Source organism: Limnothrix sp. FACHB-881 (assembly GCF_014698135.1).
In the GTDB taxonomy this organism is placed as follows: Bacteria; Cyanobacteriota; Cyanobacteriia; order CACIAM-69d; family CACIAM-69d; genus CACIAM-69d.
Genome location: NZ_JACJSN010000026.1, coordinates 41,794 through 48,384, shown reverse-complemented (window position 1 = coordinate 48,384; position 6,591 = coordinate 41,794). Strand labels below are relative to the sequence as shown.

Below are 6,591 nucleotides of genomic sequence, written 5' to 3'. Positions count from 1 at the left end.
TATGAGTTGTATTCGGAGACGAGCGAAGGGATGATCTACGGCTGCTTAATGCATTTGATGGTGAAACGATTAGCGGGGATGGCTGATTAATATTGTCTTTATAAATCAGCTCTAAAAATAGATTTTCAGAAATTTCCCAAAAATCAATCTTCAAAAAGAGATTCCGAAATAAATGCCGAAAACCCGTAGGGTGGGCATTGCCCACCGAAACACCCACCGAATCGTTGCTTCATAGCGTCTGTGATATGGCGTGCCAATTATTTAGGTAAAGGCTGTAAACCCCGAAATAAATCCCGAAAGATAGGGACAGAAAAAGCCCCAACGGGCGATCGCCCCATTCCCACCCGCATCTTAGCAAGGGTTTTGTCCCACCGAAAAACCCAAAAAAATACCCCCAACCTGCTCAAGGAGCACTGGGGGCATGGGGCTAACGCTCACTGAAATATTCGAGTTTCGCAAAATATCAGCCAGAACAAATTCAGGAAAGAGTCCAAGGCAGCCAGCCCGCAAGCCAACTACCTTGGATCAGAACCTTTCATTCAACCGATACCCTGCTCTACCGAACAGCATTCGAGAAAGAGTTCACAACAAAAAAGGTTTGAGACAAGTTCAAGACAATTCAGCTTAGGAACCACTCAACGAAACCCAAATGACTTCCGGGTGGCTCAAACCCCAGCGAGGGTTGCTTAGCTCATGGCGACGGAGCTGGGTTCGCAGGAGATGGCGATGTCGTGCTGCATTTTGCCTTGGATGCGGCTGAAAGTAGACGACAGGTGGCCCAGACCCAATTCGGCTGCTGCGCGATCGAGTGCCAATTGTTCACGAGCAGCGGCTTGATGATGACGGGACATCATTTGGACACGAGCACGAGCGGAGATCGATTGGGTAGACATAACAGAACCTGCGGTAAGGGGTTGGCTGATCGGCGAAGTGACGGGGCGGCTAGCGGGGACGCTGCTGGGCGCGAAGGCCTCAGCGCCCGTGCGATAGGCGACACCCCGATAGGTCAGATCATTGACTGGTTGCGGCGGAATGCTTTCGGCATGGCGAAAATGCACTTCCAATCCGCGATATCGACCAGTGTGGCCCGTTTCTACCGTGGGCAGAGGGGTTTCTGTGCTGTCGTACCGGACACCGCGATAAATGAGTTTCATGAGGATCGCCTCCAGGAGATGCGTTCAGGATCTGACTGAGGCGCGTTCCTTCGGGATTTGCGGGTTGTGGATCGGTGGTTAGGACTTAACCCAAAATCGACATTGACCTAGAATCCCTACTTCCGTCTTTCTTTCTAACTAACGGCTGCAAGGGTGACCTGCGAGCTGTGGTGTTAGCGGGGAAAGATGAACGATTGGTTTCTGTATCTAAAGATACGGTTTAAGCCCAAAATAGTCAAGGGGCACTTAATATTTTGTGAAGCAAAGATCGCTGGGGCTGATGAATGGGCGGCGATCGAACCGTTGGCCCTCGCCCAAAACCCTTGCCTGGAAACTGCTGAGGGCGATCGAGAACCTTGGAAACTGCATCATGGATCGATCGCAAGTTGAGGATTCGATCGCGATGGTCTGGCGAAAAGTTTTCTGAAAGTTTGGCGAAAAGGTTGCTGAAAGTTGGCTGAAAGGTTGATTGGTTCCCGCCTTGCCTCCTTTCTTGTCTAAATTGCTTGTCTAATTTCTTGCCCAATTGCTTGCCTAGTTTTTGGGCAATCCCACTCATCACCACCACGGATCGTCACTGATCTCTACTGATCTCTACCGATCGCCACTAATCACCACCGCCATCGGCTCGCAAATCTTGCAAAATCCCGGTACTGCGCCGCTTGAGATGAATCAGCGGTTAGAATAGACCTCCTATCGATCCCGGTCAGGCTTGAGTCCAGTGACCAACCTGCAAATTTCCGACTGGGTTCAGAGCGCGACGGAGGGTTAATCAACAGCGTGGCCGACAAGCAAAGTGGGTACAAAATTGTCGCTGACAACCGCCAAGCCCGCTACGAGTACGAAATTTTGGCAACCTACGAGGCGGGGGTTGAACTCAAGGGCACTGAGGTGAAGTCCATTCGGGCTGGCAAGGTGAACCTCAGGGATGGTTTTGCCCTCATCCGCAATGGCGAAGCGTTGCTGCTGAATGTGCATATTTCGCCCCACGACACCACGGGCAGCTACTTTAACCACGACCCTCGCCGCACGCGCAAGCTGCTGTTGCACAAGGAAGAGATCCGCAAACTGGTAGGACAGGTGGATCAAAAGGGGCTGACCCTGGTTCCCTTGCGCATGTATTTGAAGGGGGGATGGGTCAAGGTGGCGATCGGGCTGGCCCGAGGCAAGAAACTGCACGACAAGCGGGAAGACCTCAAGCGCAAGCAAGATCAGCGCGATATGGAACGGGCCCTCAAGCGGTAGCTCGGTTAGTCGGTTAGTCGGTTAGTTTGATGGTTGATTGGCCATGAATTTCAATCATGGATTTCGATCATGCGTTTTCGAGCATGAATCTTCGATCATGAATTTTCATAATTTGTTTTCATGATTTGATCGTTATTTGCTCGTTTGAAGTGGGTTGATTTTGCGGGTGTGTCTCGGGCCGTTGGTATAACACAGCAAGGCGGACTCCTTGCTTGACCGCCCATGAGGCGTTTTGGATGCGTTGTTTCATAACTGGCGATCGGGTGAACACAGCAAACGCGGGGAGCCTCAGCACCCGGTGGCCGTTTGCTATCTTCCTGGGGAGGGGCCTTGGCCAAATGGGTCAGATAGGCCCAAAACCGATCCAAAAAACGATGGGAAATTTGCGGCGAAGATGGCTGGCGGCGGGCTGTTGTGCTTGGCTTTGGGGAGGCGCTGCCGGGGCCCAAGTGGGGCCGATCGCCCCTGATGGCACATTGCCGGAACCGTCGCGCATCCAAACCACGGGCGACACCATCCAAATCGACGGGGGCACCCGATCGGGTGGGAATCTGTTCCACAGCTTTGAGCGCTTTTCGGTCCCTGAGGGCATGACCGCTTGGTTCAACACGGGCGCGGAGGTGCAAAACGCCATCACTCGGGTGACCGGTGGCCAAGGGTCGGAGATTTTGGGCACGCTTCGGGCCAATGGCTCCACCAATCTTTTTTTGCTGAATCCCAACGGAATTCTGTTTGGGCCCAATGCCCAGTTGCAACTGGGGGGCGCATTTTGGGCCAGCACGGCCGAAGGGTTGGTGTTTGGTGATGGGGTGACCTTTGATGCGGGGCGATCGGGTGGGCCCCCGCTGTTGTCTTCCCAGGTTCCCTTGGGGTTGCAGTTAGGTCAGCAACCGGCTCCGATTCGGCTGTTGGGGAGCTTGGTGGTGGCTCCGACCCAGCGGTTGTCGTTGGTGGGCGGGGCGATCGACTTGGCGGGTGGGCGGGCCGTGGCTCCCCAAGGGCAAATTGATCTGATCAGTGCGGCCGGTGGCACGGTGCGCTGGCAAACCAACGGGCCGATCGGCCTGGGTACTGCCCAACGCAGCGGCGTGATCAATTTGGATCAGCAAGCCGCGATCGATGCCAGCGGCCCCGGCGGTGGCCTGCTGAATCTTCAGGCGGGTCAAGTGGCGATTCTCAACGGCTCCACGGTCACGGCCCTCACGCAAGGAGAAATAAACGGCCGAGGAATCGCGATCGGGGCTAATCAAGTGGTGGTGGCGGGCATTGATCCCACTGGTCAACAGCCCAGTGCGATCGTGACCGACACCAGCGGCTCCGGCCGAGGTGGCTCGATCGTCATTGAAGCCAACCGCTTCAACACCCAAGGGCCCGCCCTCCTCTCCGCCAGCACCTTTGCCTCCGGCCAGGGCGGCGACATTGATATTCGTGCCACCGATGCCATCACCCTCAGCGGCCTAGGATTGCAGTTTGTGAACGAGGTAATTGTTGGCGGCAGCCTGGTGGGGCAAATTACCCCCGAAGTTCGCATCGCTGGCCTATACATCAACACCGCCGGTCTGGGGAATGGGGGTTCCATTCGGCTCAATACCAGCAACCTCACAGTTGCCGATGGGGCCGTTGTGTTTGCGCCTACCTTTGGCGCAGCCCGAGGCGGCGACATCATCATCGATGCCGAGCAAACGAATGCGGCTAGCTCCCTGATTGGTACGGGCAATGCTCGCGAGTCCACGGGCGAAGGCGGCACCCTCACCATTCGTGCTGGATCCTTGCTGGTGCAGGGGGGAGCGCTACTGGTGACGGTGAATTTAGGCAATGGCCCCGGCGGCGCTTTGACGGTGCAAGCCCGAGACAGCATTGAAATTAAAGATGCAGTGCCCCTTGCTTCCGTGGCCAGTGGGATTTTTACAAACACCATCGCTGGCAATGGTCGGGGCGGAGCCATGCTCATTGAAACCAATACCCTCACGGTGCGTGATGGGGCATTTATTGGGGGGCAGAGCGGGGCCAACATTCGGATCGGGGTGTTCGCAATGGGAGGAGTACCCGGTGAAATCACGATTCGGGCCGCCCGCCAAATTGACCTGATTGGTAGTTCCGGCGATCGCTTGTTCTCCAGTGGGATTGCCACCGATACCTTCACGGAATATCCGGCCGGCAACGTGTTGATTGAAACGCCATTCCTACGGGTTTTGGACGGCGCAACCCTCTCTAGTTCCTCGCTGGGGTTGGGCCAAGGGGGAGACATCACCATCAAAGCCGATCGCATGGAAATTAGTGGGCGATCAGCTGATGGGTTCCGCAGCGGGCTGTTGGCGGTTTCCGGGCGGGCAGATTTGCCCCAAATCACTGCCACGGGCAACAGCGGCAGCTTGAACCTACAGGTGGGCGATTTGGTGATTCGCAACCAAGGAGAAATTGCCGTCAACAGCAGCCTAACGGGGGATGCGGGCAGCCTCAGCATCACGGGCGATCGCCTACGTTTGGAAAACGGCAACATCACCGCCAACACCGCCTCCGGTCGTGGGGGCAACATTGATGTGCAGGTGAACACGCTGCAAATGTTGGCCGGCAGTTCGATCGCCACCAACGCCGTGCGCAGTGATGGCGGGAACATCCGGTTTCAGGTCTCTTCCCTGGCGGCCCTGCAAAACAGCGATATTACGGCCAATGCTCAGGCGGGGCGGGGCGGGCGCGTTGAAATTCAGGCGGATACGGTTGTGGGAACAGCCTTTCGACAGCAGCTCACCCCCCAAAGCGACATCACGGCCACTTCGGGGCTGGGAGCAAATTTCAGCGGGGCGGTGCAAATCAACACCCAAAATTTCAATGATGAGTCGGGGTTGATTGACTTACCGGAAGATACTTTGGATCCAACGGCGGCGATTATTATCGGTTGCGCAGCGGATGAGGGTAACCGATTTGTGGTGACGGGGCGAGGGGGGGTACCGGCGGAACCCGATCAGCCAGCCAGCAGCGCGGGGGCCTACTGGGATGATGTGCGGTGGTTGGACGGTAATCTGACGGGGGAGGCGACGGGTACTCCTGATCGGGCGATCGCCCCGAATCCACCCGATCGCCCAGTGCCTACCGCAGCGCTTTCTGAGCCAGTTTCTGAGCCAGTTTCTGAGTCAGCATCTGAGCCAGTTTCTGAGCCAATTATTGAAGCCCAGGGTTGGGTAACTCGGGCCAACGGTTCGATCGCCCTTGTGGCCAATCCGGCAACGCCCCAGTTGGGTTTCCCGTTGAACTGTCGCCAATTCCGCCAGCCCCACTAATCCAACCCAATCCCCATCAGGCTAGTTGCCCAATACCTACAAATCCCTAGCGCACTTCTACCTAGCGCACTTCCAATCGTTCCGTAATCCAAGTCATGCCCTCGGGGCCCACCAAAACAGCGGAAATCCAGCGAGATCCTGGGCTGTTGGGCGCGCGCCCCACCTTGAACAACCCTCCAGCGGAAATGGGTTCTAGGGCTGCATTTTGGGGAATGGCATACAGTTCCGGGCGCACAGGCGTATCGATCGCGCTGCCAGCCAACAGGGTGTCGCCCAACGGATCTTGAACGATCGCATCGAAGGTGTAAGTATCCCCCGGGCGCACTCGCTCCGGCAGCCGCACCCTCACGCGGGGTGGTTTGCTGCCCCATTGGGTGGTGGTGCGCTCATCAAGCAGTTCTTGACGGATCACCAGGCCGTTTTGAATGGTTTGGCGGGCCCGCACTTCCGTGACCAATTTGGCGGGCCCGAGGGTGGTGTTGGCTTTGGTGGCCGTGATGTCGGTGCGGGTTTCGAGAATCCAGGTGTCCCGATCGCGATCGGCCTTTTCAACGGTGGTGCTGTAGGTCACCTGATCAAAGGATTGCCAAAACTGACTGAGGGAGCGGCCCAACTCGTCGCGGCTGAGGCCATCGGCGCTGCGGAAGTTGGGGGCGAACCGTTGCAGCAAGCCGGCATCTTTGGCGCTGGCGGCGCGATCGATGTCGCTCAATAGGGCTTGCACGCTGGGATCGATCGTCACGGCGGCGGCGGGGTTGACGGCAGTGCCCATGGCCATCAGCAGACTGGCTCCGAGGGCGAGTCCCCACCGGCTAGCCCGCTGGATCGGTTGCGGATTTCCCAAGACGTAACAAGCGCGAAGAAGCATGGAATGATAATTTAGGAAGTCGGGAAGTGGCCGGCATTGATGACTC

At 56.8% G+C, this 6,591-nt stretch carries 5 protein-coding genes and 1 riboswitch; of the genes, 2 read left to right on the top strand and 3 right to left on the bottom strand.

Annotated features, from left to right (window positions below; all coding sequences use genetic code 11):
- Positions 1-686: 686 nt before the first annotated feature.
- Positions 687-1,154: a DUF4278 domain-containing protein gene (locus tag H6G52_RS17450; RefSeq protein ID WP_099532475.1), complete on the bottom strand. Its 468-nt coding sequence runs from the start codon at positions 1,152-1,154 to the stop codon at positions 687-689.
- Between the two features lie 39 nt (positions 1,155-1,193).
- Positions 1,194-1,349, bottom strand: a riboswitch (Glutamine riboswitch).
- A gap of 51 nt (positions 1,350-1,400) precedes the next feature.
- On the bottom strand, positions 1,401-1,526 hold the full coding sequence (locus tag H6G52_RS18865) for a hypothetical protein (RefSeq protein ID WP_255508558.1): 126 nt from the start codon (positions 1,524-1,526) through the stop codon (positions 1,401-1,403).
- 408 nt (positions 1,527-1,934) lie between these two features.
- Here H6G52_RS18865 and smpB point away from each other — a divergent pair, with 408 nt between their 5' ends.
- Both smpB and H6G52_RS17440 read left to right on the top strand, forming a co-directional pair.
- Entirely contained in the window at positions 1,935-2,399 is a 465-nt protein-coding gene (gene smpB, locus H6G52_RS17445; RefSeq protein ID WP_099532473.1) for an SsrA-binding protein SmpB, read from the top strand.
- 374 nt (positions 2,400-2,773) lie between these two features.
- Positions 2,774-5,677, top strand: a complete 2,904-nt coding sequence (locus H6G52_RS17440) for a filamentous hemagglutinin N-terminal domain-containing protein (RefSeq protein WP_190529994.1) — start codon at positions 2,774-2,776, stop codon at positions 5,675-5,677.
- A gap of 61 nt (positions 5,678-5,738) precedes the next feature.
- On the opposite strand, the gene H6G52_RS17435 is transcribed toward H6G52_RS17440, so the two are convergent.
- On the bottom strand, positions 5,739-6,545 hold the full coding sequence (locus H6G52_RS17435; protein ID WP_190355775.1) for a nuclear transport factor 2 family protein: 807 nt from the start codon (positions 6,543-6,545) through the stop codon (positions 5,739-5,741).
- Positions 6,546-6,591 lie beyond the last annotated feature (46 nt).